This window comes from Chryseobacterium rhizoplanae, assembly GCF_900182655.1.
Taxonomy (GTDB): domain Bacteria; phylum Bacteroidota; class Bacteroidia; order Flavobacteriales; family Weeksellaceae; genus Chryseobacterium; species Chryseobacterium rhizoplanae.
This window is the reverse complement of sequence record NZ_FXTC01000001.1, coordinates 339,356-362,625: the sequence shown is the minus strand read 5'-3', so window position 1 is coordinate 362,625 and position 23,270 is coordinate 339,356. Positions and strand designations below refer to the sequence as shown.

19 protein-coding genes are annotated in these 23,270 nt (G+C 38.0%); 7 read left to right on the top strand and 12 right to left on the bottom strand.

Annotation, left to right across the window (positions count from 1 at the left end; translation table 11 throughout):
- Positions 1–113: 113 nt before the first annotated feature.
- The 6 genes from FN817_RS01630 to FN817_RS01605 all read right to left on the bottom strand — a co-directional run bounded on the left by FN817_RS01630 (position 114) and on the right by FN817_RS01605 (position 9,278).
- Complete coding sequence (locus tag FN817_RS01630) at positions 114–1,454, bottom strand: S41 family peptidase (RefSeq protein ID WP_142716432.1); 1,341 nt, start codon at positions 1,452–1,454, stop codon at positions 114–116.
- Positions 1,455–1,460: 6 nt separating this feature from the next.
- Entirely contained in the window at positions 1,461–2,204 is a 744-nt protein-coding gene (locus FN817_RS01625; RefSeq protein WP_228451437.1) for a hypothetical protein, read from the bottom strand.
- A 179-nt stretch (positions 2,205–2,383) separates the two neighbouring features.
- Positions 2,384–3,307, bottom strand: a complete 924-nt coding sequence (locus FN817_RS01620) for a T9SS-dependent choice-of-anchor J family protein (RefSeq protein ID WP_142716431.1) — start codon at positions 3,305–3,307, stop codon at positions 2,384–2,386.
- Positions 3,308–3,383: 76 nt separating this feature from the next.
- Complete coding sequence (locus FN817_RS01615) at positions 3,384–4,676, bottom strand: hypothetical protein (RefSeq protein ID WP_047423165.1); 1,293 nt, start codon at positions 4,674–4,676, stop codon at positions 3,384–3,386.
- Positions 4,677–4,985: 309 nt separating this feature from the next.
- Positions 4,986–8,273 (bottom strand): TonB-dependent receptor, encoded by a 3,288-nt coding sequence (locus FN817_RS01610; RefSeq protein ID WP_142716430.1) that lies wholly within the window; start codon positions 8,271–8,273, stop codon positions 4,986–4,988.
- A gap of 48 nt (positions 8,274–8,321) precedes the next feature.
- Entirely contained in the window at positions 8,322–9,278 is a 957-nt protein-coding gene (locus tag FN817_RS01605; protein WP_228451436.1) for a FecR family protein, read from the bottom strand.
- A gap of 242 nt (positions 9,279–9,520) precedes the next feature.
- Here FN817_RS01605 and FN817_RS01600 point away from each other — a divergent pair, with 242 nt between their 5' ends.
- Positions 9,521–10,147: an RNA polymerase sigma factor gene (locus tag FN817_RS01600; RefSeq protein WP_142716428.1), complete on the top strand. Its 627-nt coding sequence runs from the start codon at positions 9,521–9,523 to the stop codon at positions 10,145–10,147.
- A 131-nt stretch (positions 10,148–10,278) separates the two neighbouring features.
- On the opposite strand, the gene hxpB is transcribed toward FN817_RS01600, so the two are convergent.
- Both hxpB and FN817_RS01590 read right to left on the bottom strand, forming a co-directional pair.
- Positions 10,279–10,926 carry a hexitol phosphatase HxpB gene (gene hxpB, locus FN817_RS01595; RefSeq protein WP_142716427.1) on the bottom strand — a complete coding sequence of 216 codons (648 nt, stop codon included), beginning with the start codon at positions 10,924–10,926 and terminating at the stop codon, positions 10,279–10,281.
- Positions 10,927–10,955: 29 nt separating this feature from the next.
- On the bottom strand, positions 10,956–11,576 hold the full coding sequence (locus tag FN817_RS01590) for a helix-turn-helix transcriptional regulator (RefSeq protein ID WP_142716426.1): 621 nt from the start codon (positions 11,574–11,576) through the stop codon (positions 10,956–10,958).
- 194 nt (positions 11,577–11,770) lie between these two features.
- Between FN817_RS01590 and FN817_RS01585 the strand changes: the two genes are divergently transcribed.
- The 4 genes from FN817_RS01585 to FN817_RS01570 all read left to right on the top strand — a co-directional run bounded on the left by FN817_RS01585 (position 11,771) and on the right by FN817_RS01570 (position 14,065).
- Entirely contained in the window at positions 11,771–12,397 is a 627-nt protein-coding gene (locus FN817_RS01585; protein WP_142716425.1) for a superoxide dismutase, read from the top strand.
- A gap of 23 nt (positions 12,398–12,420) precedes the next feature.
- Positions 12,421–12,921 carry a DUF2480 family protein gene (locus FN817_RS01580; protein WP_142716424.1) on the top strand — a complete coding sequence of 167 codons (501 nt, stop codon included), beginning with the start codon at positions 12,421–12,423 and terminating at the stop codon, positions 12,919–12,921.
- 3 nt (positions 12,922–12,924) lie between these two features.
- Positions 12,925–13,509 (top strand): NADPH-dependent FMN reductase, encoded by a 585-nt coding sequence (locus tag FN817_RS01575; protein WP_142716423.1) that lies wholly within the window; start codon positions 12,925–12,927, stop codon positions 13,507–13,509.
- A 205-nt stretch (positions 13,510–13,714) separates the two neighbouring features.
- Positions 13,715–14,065 (top strand): 4Fe-4S dicluster domain-containing protein, encoded by a 351-nt coding sequence (locus tag FN817_RS01570; protein WP_142716422.1) that lies wholly within the window; start codon positions 13,715–13,717, stop codon positions 14,063–14,065.
- Positions 14,066–14,241: 176 nt separating this feature from the next.
- Here FN817_RS01570 and FN817_RS01565 read toward each other — a convergent pair whose 3' ends face one another.
- Entirely contained in the window at positions 14,242–15,177 is a 936-nt protein-coding gene (locus tag FN817_RS01565; RefSeq protein WP_142716421.1) for a ketopantoate reductase family protein, read from the bottom strand.
- A gap of 63 nt (positions 15,178–15,240) precedes the next feature.
- The gene (locus tag FN817_RS01560; RefSeq protein ID WP_142716420.1) at positions 15,241–15,822 is read right to left on the bottom strand and encodes a Crp/Fnr family transcriptional regulator; all 582 of its coding nucleotides are present in this window, start codon (positions 15,820–15,822) and stop codon (positions 15,241–15,243) included.
- 166 nt (positions 15,823–15,988) lie between these two features.
- Between FN817_RS01560 and FN817_RS01555 the strand changes: the two genes are divergently transcribed.
- Both FN817_RS01555 and FN817_RS01550 read left to right on the top strand, forming a co-directional pair.
- Entirely contained in the window at positions 15,989–16,744 is a 756-nt protein-coding gene (locus FN817_RS01555) for a helix-turn-helix domain-containing protein (protein ID WP_142716419.1), read from the top strand.
- 27 nt (positions 16,745–16,771) lie between these two features.
- Complete coding sequence (locus FN817_RS01550) at positions 16,772–17,938, top strand: FAD-dependent oxidoreductase (RefSeq protein WP_142716418.1); 1,167 nt, start codon at positions 16,772–16,774, stop codon at positions 17,936–17,938.
- Between the two features lie 94 nt (positions 17,939–18,032).
- Here the strand turns inward: FN817_RS01550 and FN817_RS01545 are convergent, their stop codons facing one another.
- Positions 18,033–21,068, bottom strand: a complete 3,036-nt coding sequence (locus tag FN817_RS01545) for a reprolysin-like metallopeptidase (protein ID WP_142716417.1) — start codon at positions 21,066–21,068, stop codon at positions 18,033–18,035.
- A gap of 672 nt (positions 21,069–21,740) precedes the next feature.
- The gene (locus FN817_RS01540; protein WP_142716416.1) at positions 21,741–23,165 is read right to left on the bottom strand and encodes a hypothetical protein; all 1,425 of its coding nucleotides are present in this window, start codon (positions 23,163–23,165) and stop codon (positions 21,741–21,743) included.
- Positions 23,166–23,270: the final 105 nt, after the last annotated feature.

Below are 23,270 nucleotides of genomic sequence, written 5' to 3'. Positions count from 1 at the left end.
TGTTAAGATTAAACTTCGCTTTAACTTAATCAGAATGATTGGTCTTAACTATACTTTAATTCTTTAAACTTCTTAATGGTTTAAAAATATTACTACATTTCTCTATCCGAATTCTATTTTTCCATCATCACCGGAGGCACATCACTCTGATAGAGAATTGTAACGCTTCCGTTCTTTTCCTGACCTGCAGATTTGAAATAACCTCCGTTAAGGGCAGAAGAAATAAGGGTTTCATTAGGATCACCCAAAGGCAATAGTGGCAACCCGGCGTATTCATTGACCATGATCTGTGGAGAAATTCCATTGCTGTATTCTCCGGCTCCACTGGCATTAAATACTTTATAAATTACCGGATGAATCTGCCAGGAAATTTTTCTCGGCTTCCGTTTGTCTTCTACTACAAATCCGGCCATATCTTTACCTAAAGTAGTATCTCCGATCTGAATAACCTGCATATACGGCTTCAGATTGTTGATGACAATTTCCGCTGCAGATGCTGTACTGTTGGAGGTAAGGATGAATACTTTCTGTAATCCCAGTGCATTGGCACGTAGAGTATTAAAATCAAGAGCTTTGGGATCATAAGCGATCTGCTGGGCAAATGTTCTTTTCACTTCTCCTCCGTTTTTATTTCCTTTAAAAATAATGAATGGCGAAGCAGACGACAGCCCTGAAGGAATCAATGAGCAAAGAGCTGCTGCAGATGATACCGAACCTCCATAATTGTAACGGAGATCAAGAATCAGTTCCTGTACTCCGGCAGCCTTAAATTCTGCAAACTTCTGGTTCAGGGTTTGTGCCATTCCGTCTGGAAAATCATAGATATATAAGTACCCTGCTTTTTTACCATTTTTCTCAAAAATTTTAGATAAAATGGGCTGTTCAAAAGAGAAGCCATAATAAACGGTAATATTTTTTTCATCAGCAACCGCTCCATTCTGCCATTTTCCTACAGTGAGGTCTACAACGGTCTGGTCTTTAATGGATGAAGCCATTGATTCTGCATTGGCTGCTGTAATAACTTTTCCATTGATTTTGGTAATAATCATCCCCCGTTCCAGCCCTGCATTGAAGGCTGGAGAATTTTGAAGAACCAGCTTAATGATTGTAACAACCTGGTTGTTGGCAAGCTTGGCAACGGTATAATCAAAACCGTACATATTCCTTATGGAACGTGGATAGGTAGAAGAATCTTCAGTATTGACCATGAAAGAAAACCGGTCCTGGGAAGACAGGAGACTTTTAAAAAAATCTTTAACGGGAAGACGGTAATCTGGTTTTGCAGGCATCTGATCTGCCCAATAGTAATACCGTTTCATGCTGTCCTGAACCCAGAGATTGACAGATTCTGTACTTCCTTCCGGAAAAACGGGTGCGCTTTCGTCATTATTATTCGTACACGAAATGAGAAAGACTACGATCGCAATGCATTGAAGTTTTAAAAAGTTTTTCATACGCAATTACAGATATTCTGCGACATCAATATCTCCTTTTACCACCCATTCCCCATTCTCTATTTTTTCCTGAAGAACAATCATATTTGCCCCTGTGTGCTGTTTCAGTTTTACCTGAATCATTTTAGATCCGGAATAAGGTTCTGTAGTTCCCGGTTTGTACAATTCCAGATATACCGGAGCTGTAGAACTGAAAAAACTATAGATTTTCACTGCGGTAAAGTTGTCTTTTCCAATGGTTTCAAATTCTGCCAGTACCACTCCATTTTCTCTTTTAAGAACGCCTTTCACCTCTTTCAGTGTGGTTCCGGAAAGTTCGCCAAGATTGGGGAAAATAAATTCAAACCCTACTTTTCCAAGATTAACCTGAGGTTTTACAGCATACGTCTGCAGGTAAATCCCCGGAAGATTGAAAAAGTATAAGTTTTTATAATCATGTATGTTGTCATAGGTAATATTGTATTTTGCAATTTCGGTTCCTGTTTCATTATTATATACAGACAGCTTATTGGTTTCTCCCTGATCCAGGACAAACTGAAGCTGGGTTTCTATTTTATTGGTATAGGATGTTTTTCCGTCAATGGATACAGGTGCTCCATTGAACCTCAGCTGAAGGACATCAGGCTTGGAAAATCCTTTGATATTAATCTCTCCGGGTTTCTGTACTTTATCATACAGCTCCATCGTGTTGCTGTCTGTGCATGAAAAAAGTGCAGTAAATAATAGCAGTAATGCAAAGATTCTGTTCATCTTTCGTCAATTATTTCATTGTAAAACTTAAAAAATATTGCCCTACCCGGGAGCAGGGCAATATATAATTATAAAAAAACTAGTTGGATATGTTCTGGATAGCCTTTATCAAATACTATCCATTATCTTATATTAAAAATTCATGGTGTTTCTGGAATCAGTTTCTAAGGGAAGAAGAGTTATTTTTTAATAAACTTCAACCTTTCTGTAGTCTTTCCATCTGTAATTTCTGCTATATAAGCTCCAGATGTAAAACCTGCTGTGTTGATCGCTTTAGAATACTGAGCGGTAAGCACTTTCTGTCCTGCTGCGCTGTAAATGGTTACTACCGTCATATTTTCTTTCAATGCCGGATTAAGCTGCAGCTGCAGAGACTCTTTTACCGGATTTTCTGCTATTTGTGTTACAATTTTGTTTCTTTTTACATCCTTAGTTCCCAAAAATGAAGTAGCGTAGATTCCCATTTCATCAATATTAATGTTCTGGACATTATTTCCGCTTGTTTTTCTGTTTGACCACATTCCGATATAGATCTTTTTCCCGGCAAAAGCAGAAAGATCTACAAGGGATTCTACAAACTGGGTAAGATCAGCCGGAAAAGGATTGGCTGAATCACCTACCTGTATTTTATAAATACTCTGAACATCATTTCCATTGGCATCTATTGTCATTGCCTGGAAGTCTGATAATGCAGGAACTTCTTTCTGTGGTGTGCTTACATAGATAAAAAGATCTCTGGCAACAATGGTATGCGTGGATCTCTGTCTTCCGATATAAGCGGCCAGCGTAACGGTTCCTGCAGTATTGGTAAGATCAATCTGAGGAGAAATAATCCAGTCATTTTCCACGGTAAATCCGTTAGCATTTCCACTTGGAACCAAATTGATAGAATGACGAAGAACGCCGGCAGTACCGTAAGTTAAAGTGGTTCCGTTGTGATAAATATTTTCCCCCTGTACCCATCCGTTTCCATTGTTATTAAGGTCATGAAAGGTCCATCCCTGCAGGTCGGCAGGAGTATCAAAAGAATTTCCCCATACCAGAGACTGTGCTGCAGCCAGGTGAGATAAAAACAGAACAGATGATAAAATTATTTTTTTCATAATACTGATGATTAAAATTTTTGAAATAAAAGCAAGGAATCAGCATACGCTGTTCCCTGCTTTTTAAAGTTTTTTATTATTCTACAATGGAGAAATTGTATTTTGTCCAAAGTCCCTGGAAGTTTCCACAGTTTCTTGGAGATACATTCCAACCCCCTTCGTTGAAGAAAGGCTGGCTCATACCCCATAGAGATGCAGGAGTACCAGTCGCTAAGTTAGCTGCAGGAATTCCTGCTGTTCCTGTCCCTGTAACTGAAGTCGTAAATCCGTGGATCTGGATGGTGTTGTATGCTGAAGCTGAAGAAAGTTCAGAACCTGTACCTTCTACTTTGATACCCACAGGGTAACCTGTAACTACGGCATTATTTAATGTTAATCTTCCGTGTCTTCTGATGTGGATACCGTTTTCATACAAAGCACCTTTAGCAGAGTTCTTAGGACCTACAATAGTAAGGTTGTTGATCACCGGGTGAGTCAACAATGTTGTAGAAGAACCGTCTGCGTTGTTATCAAGCTCGATACCGTTAGAATCCGGGCTTGCTCCGCTAAGACTGTGCGTAGAGTTGTAATCTGCCAAAGCAAGAGCACAAGTAATAGTTCCTGTATATCCGTTATCAAAATCGAAATTATCATCATCCGCTGCGAAAGAAACAAGGTTTGAAGCGTTTACAGTACCACCGAAGAATTCAAAAGAGTCATCTTTCCCGAAAGATACCTGAATATGATCCAAAGTGGTTCCGTTTCCTACTCCTCCTAAAGTAAGACCATTGATTTCGTTTCCTGAGTTAGGAGCCAAAAGATCATATCCTGCAAACTCAATACGTACATACTTCAATGTTCCCCCGTTGTGAGAAGCATTGGTACCTCCGTAATAGAAATCAGGACCAGATAATCCTTCAATTGTTTTTGTGAATGGCGTGTTGGTAGGAGCATCTCCTAATATGATAACACCTCCGAAATCACCAGGAGCAGCAGTAGTATCTTCATTTCCATCTAACAATTTGTAGCTTGTGAAGATGATTGGTTGCGCTTCAGTACCTGCTGCGTTGATTTTTCCTGTTTTAGCAATTACCAAAACTCCTGTAGCAGTATTGCTTGTGTTTGGTTTAGCTTTAATGAATGTACCCGGCTGGATTGTTAGTGTAGCACCATTTTTTACGGTTACAACTCCATCTAATTCAACTACACCGCTCCATGTAGTATTTGTAGTAATAGCACCACTTACGCTGGTTACCGGAAGAGCCGAAGCTGTAAGGTACTCAGCAGAAGTAGATTTCATTTCGAATGGAGATGATGAATCCGCCAGTTGATCGTTTTGACAAGCTGTAAGAGATAATGCTGCCACTGCAATTAGAGTTAGTCTTTTCATTGTTATAATTTTTAATAAATCCGGTCGTGTTATTTTATACCAGATCAGTTTTTTAATATTCAGGAATATCTGCCTCTCTATTCCTTCGATTTGGTTTTTAGAATTCATCCATCACTGCAGGAGGAGCTGCATTGGGGAAGTTCCCATAGAAACCGTTAATACCTGGGAAAAGCCATTAACGCTCGGTTTTTTTCTGAACCGGTACTGCTGTGCGCCTCATCAGTATTCTTCCAGTTTTTGATCAGGTTACCGAAACCTGTACGCTGCTATCCTGAGCTCTTTTTATATTTACATTTGGTGTCTTCTTTTTTAAAAAGTATAATTTATACTTAGGCTGAACATTCTTCCGCTGTACGCCCGGAACATGATCTTATCAATATTTTTATCATACTTATCTGTTGCTCCCGGAAGAAGTTCCCATCCTTCTCTTTCTGTTCCCACATTACTTCCTCCTCCGTCTTTCGCCGCGAGATAAGAATTGAAATTATTATAATATTCTTTTACCCTGTTGAAGAGGTTTCTTACATTAAATTTCACTTCAAAGTTTCTGTTACGAAGGAATTTATAAGAGATCTGGGCATCGGCTACAGCATAAGGACGCTGGATTTCCTCTCCTTTATAAGCATATCCTACTGTGATGTACTGGTCTCCTTTTGCGTTATACAAAAAACTCATTCCTAATCGGTTTCCGTCATAGATCAGTCCAAGATTGTAGGCGTATGGAGTCTGTCCGTAAAGCGGTCGTTTCACTTCATAGGTTTCATCATTATCCCCTGTTTTATACAGATCTTTAAAAGCCACTACTTTTGTATGGTTATAGGTAAAGTTTCCGCTTATGAAAAGTTTTTCCAGAAAAGTTCCGTCTGCAATAAAGCCTAAACTTTTTCTCACTTCGGCTTCCACTCCTATCAGCTTTGCATTTTTTGAATTTCCATTGTATAAGAAAAGATTTCCTTCACTGGAAATATGACCTTCACGTTCGATGGGCCGGTCTATATTTTTGTAGTACAATCCTGCGGAAAATATCTCACCCAGTCCTGGAAACCATTCAAATTTGAAATCATAATTATTAATGACCGAAGAACTCATTTCCGTATTGTAAATCAATCCATTGGCAATTGGATCAAAATAGGGAAGACCAGTTCTTTCATTAAACTGAGGACGAATTACTGATTTATTATAAGCAAGTCTCAGGTTGATTTTATTGGTAGGACTGTATGTGAAATTCACAGAAGGCATCCATTGCCATGGTTTATCTTCTATTGCAGCTCTCATGATATACTTGGAATCTGAAGGATCCAGCTGTTGAGAAATCATATTATACTTAAAATATTCTGCACGAAGCCCCCATACCAATCTTAACTTCTTCCAACGGTTATCAAACATAACATATACGGCATGCTGATTAACTTCTCCTTCATATTTATCATTTTTATAAAGCCCTCTGGTTTCCCAACCAATACCACCCGGAACATAATGAGAGCCATTAAACCAGTCAGCAAGCGAACCATACATCGTCAAATAGTTCTTCTCGCTATTCGGAACGTCCCGGTTTTCATCAACACGAAGAAAAAACTTCTGCTGTTGGTTGGTATTGTTTTTTATAGCCCCCGCATAACCCGTTTTAATGGTATTTTTAAAACTTCCTGCATCCATATCCCATTTCACGGAAGCTCCATAGTTGTAGTCTGTTTCTTTGTTTTCAATATACCCTCTGTAGAAATCTGCCCCGGAATTGTAAATCTTGTGAAAGGTTAAAATTTCATTTCCGATAAAATCATACCGGGTGATATATTGTGTATAATCTTTGGTATCGGAAGAAACACCTGTGCGGGCTCCAAACCAGCTGATCTCCGTATTTCCTATTTTATGACTTCCTTCCATTTTATTTTGCAAAAGGGTCTGAAAAATCGGATAGTTTGTATTATCGGTATAAGGTCTATCTAACGTTTTTATCTGAGCCGGATCATTATTGGGAATAACCCCGTTATAAAAATAATTATAGGCCAATTCAGCATTGGCAGCCATTCCGCTTCCGGTTGAGTATTCATTCCATCCGGTTACTCTTGTTAAAGTATTATCAAAAATATGGGTATATGAATTACGGAATGAAATCCTGTTTTTTCCCAGCTGTAACCCGAAATTCAACATCCCTGCCAGTGTAGAATTATAGTTGTAGGAAGCTCCACTGTTTTTGAAGTTGTAAAACGGAATCTTGCCATTGGCATCCGGCATTCCTGTGGTATCCAGCCAGTTTCCTCTTCCCGTATGGTCTATATCCAGTTTATTCTGTTCGTTTCTGATGACAAATGCTCCGGCAAATCCCCATTTATTATTATTTTTAAGTGCATATGTTCTTCCCAATGCCAATTGAATGTTGGATCCCATGTCACCTCTGGTTTTATAGGTGCTGAAATTATCATTGGTAAATTGCTTGGACTGTTCAAAAAATTTCGGATCCGTCCAGTTCACAGCTTCCAGTCCTTTGGGAAAATCCCTGGTTCCGTCGTCATATCCGAAATAATCATACTTTCCCCGCTTGCGTGTCAGGAATTCTTTGAACGCCGACTGGTCATTATAAGAAGTTCCCATGGTTACTGTTGTAAAGTTTTCGTTGGGAATATCTTTGGTTCTCACTTCTACATAGCCTCCCGCAAAGCTGGCATTCATATCCGGTGTTGCAGATTTACTCACCACTACGCTTTCCACCATGGCAGTAGGAATAATATCAAATGAGAAATTCTGATTATAGGCTTCTGTACTTGGAAGATTAATTCCGTCCATGGCTGCCGTATTCCATCGTTCACCCATAGATCTTACGACTACATATTTATTATCAATGGTGGTAATTCCCGTTACCCTTTTCAAAGTTCCCCCCACATCGCTGTCCGGAGTTTTGGAGATCTGTTCTGCTGAAATACCGTCGCTCATCTGTGCCGCTTTTTTCTGTTGAGCGAGAAGTCCTGCCTGTGTATCTGCTTTACGGGCTGCAGTAATCACGACTTCTTTAATGTCTGTAATTTTATCAGAAGCTTTGTTCAATGCAAATGATACGGAACTTGTTTCTTTATTGGTGACAGATAGTTTTTCAACTCTCAGCGTATTATATTTAGGTGCTTTTACTGTCAGATTATAAGTTCCTGAGGGAAGATCTACTGTAAAATCTCCGTTATTATCTGTGACTACGGTTTTCCGGGCTATATTAATTTCTGCTCCGGTAATGGGATTTCCTACCTCATCCACTATTTTACCGGAAATACGCCCGTTTCCCAATACTGAGATATCAGAATTTTCATATTTTATCGAAATAAGATCACCATGCAGGCGGTAGACAACCGGAAGTCCATTGGTAATATCCTTCAGGCAGTTGTTGACAGAAGTATTTTCACATTTTACTCCTTTTACCTTCAGCTCTTTAATATCTACCTTGGAATAAGCCAGTCTCATTCCTGTTTTTCCGGCAAATTCCTCCAAAACTTCAATCAACGGTCTGTTGGCAGGTACAGAAAATGTTACTTTCTGAACCAGCTCCTGTGCTTCTGCGGCTACAGTAAAAAATAAGGCTGCTATGGTAATCCCACATTTCAAACTTTTCATACTTAAAGTGTTCTCTTGATTATGATTATTTAATTTTTTGAGTAATGTTTATTTTTTCAGGATATAGGTGTTTTCTTTTTTCTGTACTTCCAATCCGAGGATGAAAGCCAGGGATTCAATATTTTCTCCAACTGTTCCACCGGTAAAGTCAGCCGTGATTTTCTTGTCTTCCGCGTCTTTAGGATATAATACTTTTGTGTTATAGTTGCTCTCCAGAACCGTTACTACCTCTTTTAAAGGAACATCATTAAAGCTTAAAGACAGGATTGCAGAAACTTTCTTTGCTGAATTTTTCACCGGGCTTATTGAAATGACCGCTGTAGTATGCGCAATCCCGAAATTCGTCCATTTCTGATTCGGTTTAAGGAAAGAAACCGGAACTCCCGGAGAAGATACAGCTACCTTACCTTCATAAAGATCAACTGCTTTCTTCTTCCCTGATTGTGAGATTTTGAATACCGTTCCCAACACTTTAGTACTGAAACCATCTGCATGCACTACAAAAGGATGTACTTTTGATTTGGCTACGGAGAAGATGGCATCTCCCTTTAAATCCACCACTCTGGTAGAAGCAGGAAATGATTTTTCAACGGTAAGTTCAGCGCCCGGCAAAAGGGTAACCACAGAACCGTCTTCAAGATGAACAATACGGTTTTCCGATTTTGCAAGATAAACATCAGGCTTAATGAACATGGTATAAGTGAAAATACCTCCTAACGACAAAAGCAGAATAATAACCGCTGCAATTTTATACAGATTTGTTTTAAACCTTTTTGCAGAATGCATAGCAATACTATCTGTTTGCGGAAAATAATGTTCCAGTCCGGACAATACCCTTTCTCTGGATTCTTTTCTATGAACAGCGTCCAGATCTTTTTCAGTCCGGATTCTCCATTTTGTTAAAAGTTCTTTTTCCTTTTCAGAAATTGATTCTTCAGAAACTTCCCGTTCCCAAAGTCTGAAAACAAAGGCTTCAATATTTTTATATGTTAAACGATTTTTCATAAAGTCTTTCATGGTATTCACAGATACTTCTATCTATAAGACAGTGAAAATGAAAAACTTCCCCAGGGCATTCTTAACGTTATATTCATATTATGAGCAAATTGTTAATAATTTTCACCATTTTTCACATTTAGCCAACATTAACCCGCTATTTTGACCCCGTTTTTCAGAAATATTTAATCTTACCATCCCCAAAGTTCACAAAAAGTTAATTTTCCTTTAGGTAATTTTGCATCAACAATATGAACCCAACAGACTATACATTATTAAAGAAAATAAAATCAGGCGACCGCCCTGCATTTATGCTGCTGTATGACCGATACTGGGATAGTCTATATAGCTTTGTTTTTGTACGGACCCGGGATAAAGAAATTGCTGAAGAAATCCTTCAAAACCTATGGATAAAGATTCTTGAGAATACAGATACGATACAAACTGACGCCGCCGAAAGTGCCAAAGGCTATCTTCTCCGCCATCTTCATTACCGTATCCTTGACTTTTATAACAGCTATAAAAAAGCTCCTCCTACGCTGAGTATTGACGAGTTTGACATCCCCAATGAACTGGAGATATCAGATACAGATTATTTTGAAATTCTTGAGGAGAATGAGATCAATACTTTATTATCAATGATTGATCAAGTGGTTGCCCAGCTTCCTTCAACAGAACAGCAGGTATATGATATGAGAATCCGGAAAAATATGTCCGTTAATGAAACCGCAGAAGCATTGGGACTCAGCAATAAGACGGTAAGCAATAAATTAAGCAAAGCTTTGGGTGAAATCCGTGAACAGTTGAGTCCTGAGTATCAGTCGTCAAAAAAACTGGTTTCTATTCTGTTACTGATGGAGATTTTGATGAGGTATTGAGAGCGGGTTGCGGGGTTGGTGATTCGGGGTTCGGGGTTACGTCAATAGTCAATTTGCTGCGCAATCAATCGTCGATTTTTGCAACATGTATTAAAATTCACAGCGAAGCGGATTCACTATTCACCCATTCACTATTCCCCAAACACAGGCAGTAAAACATTTGTAAAGTTCAATATTTTAAAGTCGGCAAGATCAGAATCAATGCTTTCATCATCATTGGTAAAAACAATGGTCTGCATTCCTGCTTCTTTTGCTGCTTTTAATCCTGAATGGCTGTCTTCAATAGCAATGCAGGATTCAGGAGAGACACCTAGATTTTTTGCAGAAGTAAGATATACAGCAGGATGAGGTTTGCCATGGGTTTCAAATTCGGATGAATGAACGGTATCAAACAAATCGCGAACCTGAAGTTTTTCCAGAACTACATGTGCCACACGCAAAGGCGCATTAGTTGCCAATCCTATTTTATATTCTCTATTCTTAAGATGTCTGATAAACTCCTGTACACCGGACATGGTACAGTCCTGGGTTTCTATCAGATCGATCACTTTTGAGACGACTTTATTTTCCAGATCAGATGCATCCCGGTTTTCCCACGGAAATCTTTCATACCAGAATTCTGTCACTTCCTGGGTAGTCATATATTTGGTTTGTGCTGCAAGCTCTTCCGTAACCTGTACTCCATAGGATGAAAATACATCAAGCTCTGCCTGAGTCCAGAATTTTTCTGAATCTATAAGGACGCCATCCATGTCAAATATTACTGCTTTTAAAGCCATCTTCTGAATGATAAATTATGAATGATGAATTATTGACTGATTTTATAAACACAACGCTGTCCGCCGGAAATAATATGGTCTATTCTTTCAACCGTATATTCTTTTCCTATCAGCGACTGGAAATTGGATAATTCAGCACGGCAGAATCCCTGACATTCTGTTGCTGCAGCACATATCGGACAATGGTTTTCAATCAGAAAATAATCTGTTCCTTCTTTTTTCCATTCTGCCATATATCCTTCTTCGCTACGTACTTTTGCAAGAGATTCAAGGCGCTGCTCAAGAGATTTTGCTTTAGAAAGTAGTTTTTCATATCGTTCATGAGTATTCTTCTCACGGTCGCTGATTAATAAATTCAGGGCATTTTCACCTAAAAGATTTTTCACTGATTTCAGGATCTGGACGGTTACATCTGCGTGGGTATCAGGAAACTGAGCCAATCCTTTTTCCGTAAGGGCATAGTAAGTAGAGGGACGCCCTACTCCTTCACTCTTCACCGAAGACCGGATCAATCCTTCCTGAGCAAGATTCAGTAAGTGTTTTCTTGCCCCTTCTTTGGTAATCGACAATTCTTCAGCGATATGAAGTGATGTAACTTCACCTCTCATCTTTAAAAACATCAGAATACGATCAGCAGCCGGCTTCTTCATTTGGCAATATTTAGGTTGTTTTATTTTTCAACAACAAATATAGTCATTTTCTATAACCTCCAAAAATATCATGTAAACACAAGACTTACAATATTTTATCATTTCAAAATCCAAAACCAATAAAACAACTAAAAAGTTGTTTTATTTAAATATATTTTTACCTTTGTCTAACAATAATCAAAAAAATAAATACGATGGACCCATTTACATTACCTCAGTTACCTTATGCTTACGATGCTTTGGAACCTTTTATAGATAAAGAAACAATGACAATTCACCATCAGCGTCACCACCAGGCTTATGTTGATAATCTTAATATTGCCCTTGCACAAACCAATGAAGTCAATCCTGATCTTGATTCTTTACTGCAAAGGATAAGTGAATACAGCCCTGCGGTAAGAAATAACGGCGGAGGACACTATAATCACTCTTTATTCTGGGAAATTCTTTCACCCCAGCCCAAAATTACCCCCGAAGGAGCACTTAACGATGCTATCATTTCAACTTTTGGAAGCCTTCAGAATCTTAAAGCAGAAATGAAAAAAACAGGTTTGTCACAGTTTGGGTCCGGATGGGGATGGCTTTTTGTAAAATTCAACGGATCTCTTTCCATTAGTTCAACCCCTAATCAGGATAATCCGATGATGGATGTTCTTTCGATGAACAGAGGCTTCCCTATTCTTGGGATAGATATCTGGGAACATGCTTATTATCTGAACTATCAGAATAAAAGAGCAGATTATCTGGATGCTTTCTGGTCGGTACTGAATTGGTCTTCTGTGGAAAGAAAATATGAAGAAGCTTTGTCAAAAGTAAGATAAGTAACACTGAAAGTAAACAAACTATGACTGAGGAAAATTTTATCAATAAAGCAAAAGCTTCAGGCATTATTGCCCTTGATCTTTCAGATTACAAACCGAAAACGGAAATTGTAGAACTGGATATCAAAGATCATCTCTTCATGGAAATGATTGTCAAGGAAAAAGAGTTTAAAGAATCAATTGCTAAGGTGGATTTTTCTGTCTATAACGAAAAAGCAGTAGCAATCATCTGCTCTACGGATGCCATAATCCCGCCATGGGCCTATATGCTGATCATGGAAAAACTATCTCCTTATGCTGCTTATGTAGATTTAAACAATGCAGAAACGGTTCTGCTTGATCTCTGGAAACGCCGTCTCATCTATGCAGACCTGAAACATTACAGAAATCAGAAAGTAGTAGTCCGGGCGAGCACCCATCATGATCCCGCCCTTTATTTATTAGCTGCAGGACTTCTGAAGCCTTTGGTTAAAACACTGATGTATGGTGAGATAGGATTACCCAAAGTAATTTTTAAACAATAAAAAATGAAAGCTATCATATTCAACGGATCTCTGGAAAGAAGAACACAATCTACTTCCGGACTGATTTCTAACTATTTTTCAGAGCGTCTGAAAATGCTGGGAATCCAGACTGATATTTTTACCCTTGCCGATTCCGGCATTCCTTTATTCGATGTCACACTTTCCAAAACTCCTTTGGCAGTAGAACGCATGACCCAGATGTTTACCGATGCTGACCTCCACATCTGGCTGGCTCCGCTTTATCACGGAAGCATTCCGGGAGTGATGAAAAACTGCCTGGACTGGCTTGAAGTGACGGCCAACAGGTACGAACCTTATCTTACGGATAAAACTGTCGGACTTGTATGCTGGGCAGATGGTCTTCAGGCGATGCAGGGAATCAACGCCATGGATTCTATTGCCAAGTCATTAAGAGCATGGCCACTGCCATTCAGTGTGCCTATTGTGAGATCAGCATTATTTGATCCTGAACATTCAACTGAAATTTCGGAACTCTATTCCGGTAAGTTTGATAAACTCATCAGCCTTGCAACAACTAAAAAAATAGAAAGTCTGAAATCTTCAACATTCATAAAGTCAAAAGATTAGTCTCGTGATACCTTTTATAAAGCAGATGCAGGGACTTCTCACAGAAATTGCTGCAGATTAATGATGTAAAAATAAAAAATAGCACACTTTATGCTGCTTATTTTCAAAGAACAGTGTTGAACTGCTGTAATTAAGTTTAGCAGGGATTTCTGAACCGCTCAACGTTGAAGAAATCCCTTTTTAAAACCCTCTAAACATACACAATATGGCTATAAAAATAACGGATGCCTGTATCAATTGTGGGGCCTGCGAACCTGAGTGTCCCAACTCCGCCATTTACGAAGGAGCCATCGACTGGCGCTGGAAAGACAAAACAAAACTTTCCGGTCATATAACCTTCCCGAACGGGACGGAAGCTGATGCCGATACTTATAATGAAGCTATATCTGACGAGGTTTATTATATCGTATCCGGAAAATGTACGGAATGTAAAGGCTTTCATGAGGAACCTCAGTGTAAGGCGGTATGCCCCGTAGACTGTTGTATTGATGATCCTGATCATCGGGAAACGGATGAAATATTACTGGATCGGCAGAAATTCATGCACAGCGCCTAAAAGTCGACACAACAATGTATTCAATTCATTTTTATTTAGACCTATGCACTATGCTTAACTATGGAATGGAATCCGGGAATTCTTAAGAAATTTCTATCTTTTATATTTAATTTCAATAGAGGCGGGTTTTAACCCGCCCTTTTATATTTTTATTCTTCTTCGGCTTCAGCCAAAACTTATTTTTCTTTGATTTCGGTATAGATTTTTTGTGTAAACGGAGTTTCAATACCGAGTTCTGCTCCATATTTTAAAACGGCTCCTGCAAATAATTCCAGCTCATTATCTTTCTTTCCGGAATGAATGTCAAGCTGTAAAGAAGTGGGGGTTTCAAAAGGAAATGTAGACGCTTTTTCAAAGGTTTTATCAATGATATCTTCCTGAAGATAAATTCCTTTTTTATCTGCAATCTGCTTTATTTCTTTCATAATTTCAGTTGCTTCATTCTTCTGCTGTTCATCAGTACAGACAGCTCCTATTGAAGAATTATGTTTAGCAGTTACCAGTCCGAAACTGGCAATGAATATGAATTTCGTCCAGATATCCGTTAAAGAATTGTCTTTAAAGTCAAAATCAATTTTACTTTCATCCAATAACTCTGTAATCCATTCTACAGGAGCAGAAAAATGCTCAGGATCTCTTCCCACAATCATTTTCCCGGCTTTTCCTTTATGCTCTACAATTCCTCTTTCTTTAATATGGGAAGCCACATAGATACAGGTTGGAAGAACCGTATGCTCAGGAATTATTTTACGTATTCTGTCATAGATATCTGCTCCGTTCATCATCGGAAGCAAAATGGTTTCTTTATGAATGACTGGCAGCAGTTGCTTACATACATTTTCAAGATCATATTCCTTTACACAGATCAGCACGAGATCAGGATTTTGAATATCACTGATATTCTCTTCAACAGCATTGGGATATGTCTGAGTATTGGAATGTTCGGGAGACAGCAGAGTCAATCCGTTTTCTTTTACTTTTTTATAGGTTTCTCCCCGGGCAACAAAAGAAACAGTATATTTTCCGGAAGTTTCATTGGTCTGATTTATTTTAAAACCAAAGTAACCGCCTACTCCCCCTAATCCTACAACGACAATATGTTTTTTGTTCATGAAATTATTTTTAGCAAAGATCAGTGATGATCTCTGAAATATCACTTGACAAATGAAAAGAAATTAAATTTTATGAATATCCCTTCTGATCCGGCTCAGGGAACTGTCTTTGATTCCCAGGTAAGAAGCAATTATCTTCAAAGGAACATGCTGAAAAATATCCGGATCTTTCTTCATCAGGTTAAAATATCTTGTGGAAGCTTTCTGACTTGCCATTTCTATCAGTCTGTCATGAATACTGTAGTAATTAAGCACAAAAAGAAGCCGGCTGAACTCCCTGAATTCAGGAATATTGTGAAAATTGTCCTGTACATTCTCCAATCCTGTTTCCCAGAAAATACAGTCAGTTACCGTCTGGTATATTTCTTTGGTTGGCTGCTGCCTGAAGAAAGACAGAAAATCATTCACAAAACAAGGTGCTGTATAGATATTGGTTGTAATCTCCTCATTATCTTCATTCAGTATATAGGAACGTACATACCCTTTTTCCAGAAAGTATGTTTTAGTACTGATGGCATCCTTATCCAACAAAATAGTATTGCCTTTTAATTCAAAATGGATAAATTTTTCTGTGATCTTTTCAACCACTTCCGTTTTGATACTGAAAAGGGAATGAAAGTAAGTGTTAAGTGATGATTTGTCCATGAGAATAAGAACTATGATACATTTATTTTTGAAATCTCTCCAAAACAAAAATAGTATTTAAAATCTTAGCGTTTGCTTTAATTTATGTACAATGAGGAATATTTTGTAAGTCTATTCCAATTTTTGTAATTTTCTTCTTTAAAAGCAACATTCTGCAGGCATAACTATGGACAACGATTTCTATTATAACTTCATCGAACCCGACAAAGAGATTGCTGATTTTGTTGAAAATCTGGGAACGTTCCAAAACCTTTCAGGTGAAGCTAAAGAAGTTGTGATTATTCCTGATGGAAGAGTTGATTTATTCTTCTCACAGTCGGATTCAGAGCCTTTTCATGTAACCCTTCTCGGGTTGGAAACTTATCCGGAGCAAAGGTATATTGCTCCGCATATGACTGCTTTTGTTGTCAGTTTCAAACCTATTGCTGTTGAATATATCTTAAATACTTCTATCACTGATCTATTAAATATAGGAAAAGAGCTTTCTCCCGGGTTCTGGGATTTTAAAGCTGATGATTTACAAAACTTTGATCTTTGTTGTTTAAAAGCAACCCAAAAAATTAAAGAGCTGCTTCCCCAAAAAACAGATGAAAGAAAACACAGGCTTTTCGAGTTGGTCTATGCTTCAAAAGGAGAAATGAGTGTAAAGGAACTTTCTGAAAAAACAGGCTGGGGCAGCAGGCAGATCAACCGGTATTTTACCAAACAGCTTGGCTTATCATTAAAAGCCTACTCCACTATTTTACGTTTCAGAGCATCTCTGGAGCACATCGCGCAGGGAAGGCTATTCCCCGAGCTTAATTATACTGATCAAAACCATTTCATCAAAGAAGTGAAGAAGTTTTCGGGAGTTCCTCCTAAAGAATTATCCAAAAATAAAAACGACCGATTTGTACTATTATCCGTATTGAAAGGAAAATAAATTTGCATTGTAAAATTTAAATTAACAATGCTGATAGAAAACAAATCAATAGCAATCGTTGGTGGCGGTCCCGCAGGGCTTACACTGGCAAGACTTTTACAGTTGAAAGGAGCCAACGTAAAAGTATATGAAAGAGATTTCAATAAAAATGCACGGGTACAAGGCTCTCCTCTCGATATGCATGAAGATTCCGGATTAGAGGCTATCCGTAAAGCAGAACTGCTGGAGGAATTCAAAAAGACTTTCCGCCCCGGAGCAGACAGAACACTGATCATGAATGAAAAGGCAGAAATATTTTTCAATGATCATGAGTTGAAACCCGAAGAAGATTTTGGTGATGAGCATTTCCGTCCAGAAATAGACCGCGGACCTTTAAGGAATATGCTTTTAGAGTCACTACATCCTGAAACTGTGGTCTGGGACAGTCATTTTCTAAAGATGGAACCTCAGAATGAAGGATGGCTTCTGCATTTTAAAAACGGAACTTCAGAATATGCAGATCTTGTGATTGCAGGTGATGGAGCCAATTCTAAAATACGGCCTTATCTTACCGATATTAAACCTGTTTATTCCGGAATCATTATGCTGGAAGGAAATGTTTCAAAAGAGGCTTCTCCTCAGATTGATGCCATGATTAAAGGAGGGAAAATAATGGCATTCGGAAATACCAAAAATATTCTGATGGGTCAGAAAGGCAATGGGGATCTGGGATTTTATGCAAGTTTTAAAGCTGATGAAAACTGGCCTGCAGATAGCAGTCTTGATTTTTCTGATCATGCACAGATGCTAAAATGGTTCAAAACAGAATATTCTGAATGGAGCCCCATCTGGAATGAATTGTTTGAAAATACTACTACTCCATTTATTCCGCGCCTGATCTACTCTATGCCTGCAGATCAGAACTGGGAAGCACAATCCAATCTGACTCTGATAGGCGATGCAGCGCACGTAATGCCTCCATTTGCAGGAGAAGGTGCCAATATGGCTATGCTGGACGCACTTGAACTGAGTGAATATTTAACAAATGATACTTACAGTACTTTACAGGAAGCTATCTCCAGCTATGAACAGAAGATGCGTGAGAGAGCTGCCATTGCCACACAAGAATCCCTGGAGAACGGCGAACGGATGCATTCTGAAAAGTCATTGGCAACCATGCTGGACTTTTTTAATGGTCATCTTACTTCATCATAAACAAAAGGCTGCCTCAACCAGAGACAGCCTTTTTCAGTTAAATAAATCTTTTTTCTCTCCGCGTTTTAGATCCTGATGCGGAGACTCATTTGTGTTATTTCTTGATTAACTTAGTATTATAAGTATTTTTATCATCTTTTATAGTGATCACATACATTCCTTTAACTAAAGAAGCGACATTGATCTTTCCTTCAATTTTACCTTCCTGAACTAGTCTTCCGTCTGCACTGTAGATTTTGTAATCTGCTTTACCTTTAAGGTTTTTCACTTCTACAAATGTATCTGCAGGGTTAGGATAAATAGATACTTCGGATGATTTTGTGTCTGCGATATCTCTCACAGCAAGGTTAGCATTTTCCGAAATCTTCACAGAAAAATCTCTGAAAGATCCTACAGAAACGATTCCACCACCATTTACAGGTACAGTAGGGCTTCCACAAGGTCCACTGGCTGCATTAAAGAAAGTACTTGCCACTCTCATTCTCAACAATTTTTCACCAGAGTACGCCGTATCAGGCACTGTAAATGTCACATTACCGTCACGAAGGTAAGCCTGAGCAGCAGCAGCAAAGAAAGGAAGAGCTCCACTGGTCACTACTTTTTCGGAGTTTTCAAAGATCCCGTTTCTGTTATAATCTATCCAGATTTCAAGCCAGTCGTTATAGTTTCCTCCCGCAAGGTTTCTAAAGCTTGCTGTATATTGGGTTCCTTTTGTTAAATTAACAACTTTGGTTGCGTCTTCACTAAAGTCAAGATATGTCTTATAAACATCCAATCCAGTATATACATAAGCCAGGTTAGATAATGTCAATTTTACAAGACCACTATTAAAGCTTCCGCCATTTCCCCCTGTAGTCATTAAACAATAATCTGAACCCGTTCTCAATCCTTTCGTTTTAAAGGCATAATTAGTAGAGAATGCTCCTGGAACACTATTCACAACGGCAGCTACCTGTACTTCATAATTGGTTTCATCTTCAAGATTTGACAGCAATACAGAGTTGGCAGCACTTGTTGTATTTGACCAGCTTGCAGCCCCTACTTTTCTGTAATTGACAGAATAAGTGGCTCCCGGTACTTTATTCCACGATATTCTCGCTGTTGTTTTTAAAACTTCTGTCTCTATTGCAGAAACTCCTGTTGGAGCAACGGCAGTAGAAGTAGGAGCCGTTCCTACTGTTACAGCCGGAGATACAGCATAGAAAATATTGCCTACTGCTGATATTCTTAATTTAACAGTCCCTGTTACATTAGCCGGCATTTGTACAGCATAGCTTCCTGTATTAGGTGTAGAAGCTACCAGATCTGTCCATGTAGCCCCGTTATTGGTTGTATAATCTATTTTTACAGCAGCTACATTATAAGGAGCGTTATTGGTGTTTGCAGCATCCCATGTGATGGTATTGGATGCATCATTATATAAAACAGATGTTGTGGTAAGTCCGCTGAATTTGAAAGGTCCGTCATTACCTACCGTTACAACTGTTTCAGCAGTGGAAGTCATTGGTCTTAATGCATTCTGATCCCTTACAGTTACTGCATAGTTCAATGTTCTTGGGATATAGGAAACGGTTTCCCATACCTGTTTGTCTGTCAGTACACCATTCAATACAGTTTCCAGTTTAGGAAAATATCTTCTGCTGTTAGCTGTTCCCGGTAAAGATCTCGCGATAGCTCCTTCTGCATTATAGCCCCATCCGCTATCTCCGGAAATGGTATTCCTGTCTCCTACACTGTTGTATTGTTCCCATGTATAGGTAACAAGATCACTTTCTGCATCTACTGCTACCGCATCCAGATAATAGGCAGTTCCTTTAGGAATAGAATAATTAGCCAATGGCGTAATTACTGGTGCGGTATTGTTTATGATATCAACAGCAACACCGCATCCTACTTTAGATTCAAGGTTATTCAATACCTGAGAAATAGATTTATAATGGAAATATCCATCCATATTGGCCTGAATATTATCCTGAGTAATTCCCGGATATCCCATAATCGTTGTTCCTCCCCAAGGCTCTACATTGGCACCTGAAGCTTCGGTTCTCATAGAGAAGGTATGGTTGGCTCCCAGCTGGTGTCCCATTTCGTGAGCTGCCATTAAGTCAAATACTTCTCCTATAGGGTCAGGGCTCATTGAAAAAGCGGCACCTTTTCCTAAAGAAGTATTAGTGGCAGGATTAGTACAAACAATTCCTATTCCTCCGGCATTTCCATTTCTGCTTTGTCCTACATTGCGATGAAATACGTGTCCAATATCATAATTGGCATTTCCAACATCTGCCGTTAGTTTTTGTTGCAGCTGCAAGTTTAATGACGGATCCCCTGCTGCTGCCTGAGGTGTATAAAAATCGGTAGCAGGATCTGTATAAATAATTCCCGGAAGATCCAACACATTAAAGTGAGCTCCAAAATCTCTCTCAAAAACCCCATTGATCCTTGTCATTGTATTATTGATCGCAGCGACAGCCCCGGCAACTGTGCCCCCGTGAAATTGTGTATATTCACCGGTAGCAGCCATAGCCAATCTGAAAGTTCTGTATTTCGTATTAGTAGGTCTGTTGGTAATTCCTACATTGGAAAGCATCTTTTTCCCGTTTTCCACCAGTTTACCAATCTCTTTAAGATCATGCTCCGTATCACATTCAAACCCATGCATGTCTCCTTTTTCCTTTGTTTTATAAAAAACGCCATAAGTCTGTTTATCTGCACTTATAGGTTCTATAAACTGAAATATACCGTCTTTAATGATCATAGACTGCATATCTGTAGGAGATGTACTGAATCTTAAATACTTAGAAGAATCATCCACACCAATTCCTACATAAGATCCCAGCTGATATCTGTCTGCAAGCGATTGATCCATTACAGGATTGCTATAGACCGCAAATTTTTCAATTTTTCCTTCTGCTGTTGGTAAAGAAATAATAACAGGACGTGCATTTTTTCCCGTCTCTTCAGCATTTTTCAACATTTCTCTCAGAGACTTCAAATCAACTCTGTAAGAATGCTGCACTTCTACTCCTTCTCTGATACCCGAAGATTTTTGAGAAACAGATTCCCATCTCTGAGCATTGAAAACCGTAAAACAAGACGCTAGTGCGCAAACGAATAAAATTCTTTTTTTCATAGATTTATTTAAAGTTATTTTGGAAAGTTCATTGAAAATATTTATTCAAAGACTGTTGCAGTTTCTATTCTTTAGTTATCTTAACACAAGATATCATTATCATAAATTCAACAAAACCAAACATATCATACAATATTCACAATAAAACTCTTTGCAAAACTTATCTATTTTTAATAAAAAACAAAAAAAGATGATACTACACAGATACACTTCTATTATAAATTATTAATTATCAATAATTTATATTTCACTTCTTTTATATTCATCAATCAGCAGAGTTTTAAAAGATAAAATATTTTGAATATTCTGATCAAAAGGTAACTGAAAAAAGAAATTGAAAATCAGAAAGAAAGTGATACTTAAATGCTACTTAAGCAACAATCAAAAAAGATAAATTATAAAAATATGGGCTAAAAAAATGAGGCAGTTTGGAATCATCGGTCTTTTTTTCATAAATAAACCTCCAAAACAACCAATAAAAACAACTCGCTATATATCAGCGATTTAAAAACACAAACACACAATGTAGTACCCGTGTAGTAGAGTGTTTTTTTCTGTTTTCGATAAAAATTTTCATATTTGACCCAGAGACCACAAAAAAATCCAAGTGGTGAAAAGAGAATATTTTCGAGTACTGTCTGACCTGATAAATCAGACAGTTTTTTTTTGTAATTATTTCAAGGTATCAAAGAAATGATAAATATCTGTTTCTCCCGGAATATTCAGTTTCTTTCTTATTCTGTATTTTTTCTGCTGGACACTTCTGTGTTGAACTAAAGTATAGCTTGCAATTTCTTTGGATGTAAAATGCAGTTTCAGCATTGCACAAAAAATCAATTCAGAACTTTCAAGATTAGGATTAATTGTTAAAAGCTGATCTATAAATTCAGGATAAACTTCCTTAAAACGGTTTAGAAATTCAGGATCATTCTTCTTACCAAGTTCTAAGACCTCTTCCTGTTTATTATCATTCATTCTGGTTTTAAGATTTTCAGCTTCCATAGCAAGCACCTCTTTTCTTTTCCCTAAAGCCCTGATAATTCTCCAGGCATATAATCCCAGCAGAGAAAGGCCGGCAAGTGACAGAAAGATAATCCAGTGTATCTTACTTTTATGATGTTCAGCATCCTTCTGGGCTCCCGTAATAAAAGATTCCATATCCTGATTAATTGCAGCCAGTAAAGATGTATTGGTTTTATAATAAGCATCTGTATAACCTTTCAAATAGAAATATGCTTTTTCCTTATCTCCTGTACGTTCATACAACACTCTGAGATCGTTATAGATATACTTTCCGTAGTAGGCATAGATGCGTTTAGTCTTCTCATTGATCTTCAGAGCTTTTGTAAGCGTTTCTTCTGCCTTGTCATATTGTTTGTTGGTAAGAAAATATTCTCCCATAATAGTATTGGCATACAAGGCTATCCCATCATCCTTCCCTCTTATATTGGCTTTCTTGTAAGCAGTACTTACATATTTGTATGCAGAGTCTTTATTTTTATTCATATAAACATAATCACCAATAGCACAATCCGTAAGACCTGAGTTATCCAGCTTTTTGGCTTTGTGAAAATATTCAAGTGCTTTTTCGTAATTCTTTTTTTGGATAAAATAGATAGCCTGCCTGAAATAAATACTGAAAAGAAGATCATTTTTAAGCTCAGACTGACCGCTTTTCTGGATCAGGCTCATTGCTTCATTATTATATTGAAAAGCTTTGTCAACTCTTCGGAGCTCTAAATTGAAACGGCCATAGACATTATAAAATCTGGCTTTATGCAGATCATCTTCCGATTGATCCAGGATTTCTTTTGCATTATCGAAAAGAATCTGGGACTTTTGAAAGTTTTCTAAAGAAATATTAAGTTCTGCCAGATTGATATAGCACAACGCTTTTCCGTCTGCATAATTTATTTTATCAGCCAGTTTGTAATACTTTTTGTTGAGATTGATCAGAGAGTCATATTCTCCGGCCACTCTGAATTGCTCATTCTGTTTCAGCAGGGAAACATCAAATTTCTTTTCAGCCTCTTTCTTTGAATGAGAATGGCATGAAACCAAAATAATAAGTAAAACAACAAGAAAAATACGTGTCATATGTTTCTCTATTTAAGCTAAATTCCTGTATAAATTAGGATTAAAATAATCTCTCAGAATAAAATTGTATTCTATTTTTTTAAATTCTTTACTGGTGTTCCTGCT

Coding starts and splice junctions, on each gene's coding strand:
- FN817_RS01540 (WP_142716416.1), bottom strand. CDS start 23,165: ATGACACGTATTTTTCTTGTTGTTTTACTTATTATTTTGGTTTCATGC.
- FN817_RS01555 (WP_142716419.1), top strand. CDS start 15,989: ATGGACAACGATTTCTATTATAACTTCATCGAACCCGACAAAGAGATT.
- FN817_RS01600 (WP_142716428.1), top strand. CDS start 9,521: ATGAACCCAACAGACTATACATTATTAAAGAAAATAAAATCAGGCGAC.
- FN817_RS01575 (WP_142716423.1), top strand. CDS start 12,925: ATGAAAGCTATCATATTCAACGGATCTCTGGAAAGAAGAACACAATCT.
- FN817_RS01590 (WP_142716426.1), bottom strand. CDS start 11,576: ATGAAGAAGCCGGCTGCTGATCGTATTCTGATGTTTTTAAAGATGAGA.
- FN817_RS01615 (WP_047423165.1), bottom strand. CDS start 4,676: ATGAAAAGACTAACTCTAATTGCAGTGGCAGCATTATCTCTTACAGCT.
- FN817_RS01620 (WP_142716431.1), bottom strand. CDS start 3,307: ATGAAAAAAATAATTTTATCATCTGTTCTGTTTTTATCTCACCTGGCT.
- hxpB (WP_142716427.1), bottom strand. CDS start 10,926: ATGGCTTTAAAAGCAGTAATATTTGACATGGATGGCGTCCTTATAGAT.
- FN817_RS01565 (WP_142716421.1), bottom strand. CDS start 15,177: ATGAACAAAAAACATATTGTCGTTGTAGGATTAGGGGGAGTAGGCGGT.
- FN817_RS01585 (WP_142716425.1), top strand. CDS start 11,771: ATGGACCCATTTACATTACCTCAGTTACCTTATGCTTACGATGCTTTG.
- FN817_RS01560 (WP_142716420.1), bottom strand. CDS start 15,822: ATGGACAAATCATCACTTAACACTTACTTTCATTCCCTTTTCAGTATC.
- FN817_RS01625 (WP_228451437.1), bottom strand. CDS start 2,204: ATGAACAGAATCTTTGCATTACTGCTATTATTTACTGCACTTTTTTCA.
- FN817_RS01550 (WP_142716418.1), top strand. CDS start 16,772: ATGCTGATAGAAAACAAATCAATAGCAATCGTTGGTGGCGGTCCCGCA.
- FN817_RS01630 (WP_142716432.1), bottom strand. CDS start 1,454: ATGAAAAACTTTTTAAAACTTCAATGCATTGCGATCGTAGTCTTTCTC.
- FN817_RS01570 (WP_142716422.1), top strand. CDS start 13,715: ATGGCTATAAAAATAACGGATGCCTGTATCAATTGTGGGGCCTGCGAA.
- FN817_RS01545 (WP_142716417.1), bottom strand. CDS start 21,068: ATGAAAAAAAGAATTTTATTCGTTTGCGCACTAGCGTCTTGTTTTACG.
- FN817_RS01580 (WP_142716424.1), top strand. CDS start 12,421: ATGACTGAGGAAAATTTTATCAATAAAGCAAAAGCTTCAGGCATTATT.
- FN817_RS01610 (WP_142716430.1), bottom strand. CDS start 8,273: ATGAAAAGTTTGAAATGTGGGATTACCATAGCAGCCTTATTTTTTACT.
- FN817_RS01605 (WP_228451436.1), bottom strand. CDS start 9,278: ATGAAAAATCGTTTAACATATAAAAATATTGAAGCCTTTGTTTTCAGA.